General features: G+C 64.3%; 2 protein-coding genes. Both read left to right on the forward strand.

The genetic code is table 11. The features are described 5' to 3' along the window. The coding region (locus ACKOED_RS00255) for a Mu transposase domain-containing protein (RefSeq protein ID WP_408914569.1) at positions 1-825 on the forward strand (825 nt) is incomplete at its 5' end. Continuing rightward, positions 822-1,586 (forward strand): IS21-like element helper ATPase IstB, encoded by a 765-nt coding sequence (gene istB, locus ACKOED_RS00260; RefSeq protein ID WP_408914570.1) that lies wholly within the window; start codon positions 822-824, stop codon positions 1,584-1,586. The genes ACKOED_RS00255 and istB, both read left to right, overlap by 4 nt. The last annotated feature ends 131 nt before the right edge of the window (positions 1,587-1,717 follow it).

Here is a 1,717-nt window from a genome sequence, read left to right on the forward strand (position 1 = left end):
CGTTATGGCCGCCCCGGCAAGGGCAATGACAAGGGTGGTGTAGAGGGGCTGGTCGGCTTCGCCCGGCGGAACTTCATGGTGCCGGTTCCGCGGTTTGAGACCTGGGCGGAGTTCAACGCCTATCTCGAGGCCCAGTGCCGGAAGCGCCAGAACGACGTCCTGCGCGGCCACAAGGAGAACATCGGCGGGCGGCTCCAGCGCGACCTGGCGGCGATGAAGCCCTTGCCGGGCGCGCCGTTCGACGCTTGCGACCAGGCCTCGGGCAAGGTAAGCTCGCAGGCCCTGGTGCGCTATGACACGAACGACTACTCGGTTCCCGTTGCCCATGGCCATCAGGACGTCTGGATCCGCGGCTATGTCGAGGAAGTGGTGGTCGGCTGCCGCGGTGAGGTGATTGCCCGGCACCGCCGCTGCTACGGCCGCGAGGACGTCATCTACAATCCGATCCACTACCTTCCCCTGATCGAACAGAAGATCAATTCCCTCGACCAGGCTGCCCCGCTGGCGGAATGGCATCTTCCCGAGGAGTTCGACAACCTCCGCCGCCTGATGGAAGTGCGCATGCTGAAGATGGGCCGGCGCGAATATGTCCAGGTGCTCCGGCTTCTGGAAACCTTTGGCTTCGAGGACCTCCATGCCGCAGTCAAGCACGCCCTGCGACTGGGCGCGGTGAGCTTCGATGCCGTCAAGCACCTGCTGCTCTGCCAGATCGAGAAGCGGCCGCCGAAGCTCGACCTCGACATCTACCCCTATCTGCCCCGCGCCAATGTGGCCACGACCTCGCCCGCCAGCGACATGAGCCTGATGACGGAGGGCCAGTCATGAGCGAGGCCCCGAAGATCCTGCTGGCCCATCAGCTCAAGCTGCTGAAGCTTCCCACCTTCCTCCGCGAATACGAGAAGCTGGCCCGGCAATGCGCCGCCGAGGGACTCGACCACATCCAGTTCCTCGCCCGCCTGGTCGAGCTCGAACTGATCGACCGGGAGCGCCGGACGATCGAGCGCCGCATCAAGGCCGCAAACTTCCCGGCGGTGAAGAGCCTCGACAGCTTCGACTTCAAGGCAATCCCGAAGCTCAACAAGATGCAGGTCCTGGAGCTTGCCCGCTGCGAATGGATCGAGCGGCGCGAAAACGTCATCGCACTCGGGCCCAGCGGCACTGGCAAGACCCACGTTGCCCTGGGGCTTGGGCTGCACGCCTGCCAGAAAGGCCTCTCCGTCGGCTTCACCACGGCGGCCGCGCTGGTCAATACGCTGATGGAGGCCCGCGACGAGCGGCGTCTGCTCCGCCTGCAAAAGCAGATAGCCGGCCATAAACTCCTGATCATCGACGAAATCGGCTTCTTGCCCCTCTCCAAAACCGGTGCCGAACTGCTGTTCGAGATGATCTCCCTGCGCTATGAGCGTGGCTCCACGCTCATCACCAGCAATCTTCCATTCGACGAGTGGACCGAGACCTTCGGCACCGAGCGGCTCACCGGTGCACTCCTCGACCGCCTGACGCACCATGTCAGCATCCTCGAGATGAACGGCGACAGTTATCGCCTCGCCCAGAGCCGGGCGAGAAAATCATCACAAGCCGAGTAACCCTCACCCTCCCGGATTGGCCCTCGCGGGCCACAGCGGCCAGTCACCCGCCAGCCTCCTGTGGGCGCGGCTGACTGGCCGCTGTCCCTCTTGCCGGCACCTTTCCCCATGGGCCAAGTGGTCGACTTTTA

Origin of the sequence: Aestuariivirga sp. (genome assembly GCF_046093005.1) — a bacterium.
Classification (GTDB): domain Bacteria; phylum Pseudomonadota; class Alphaproteobacteria; order Rhizobiales; family Aestuariivirgaceae; genus Aestuariivirga.

What these genes read in the sequence shown, in the direction of transcription:
- istB (WP_408914570.1), top strand. Translation starts at nt 822, where the DNA reads ATGAGCGAGGCCCCGAAGATCCTGCTGGCCCATCAGCTCAAGCTGCTG.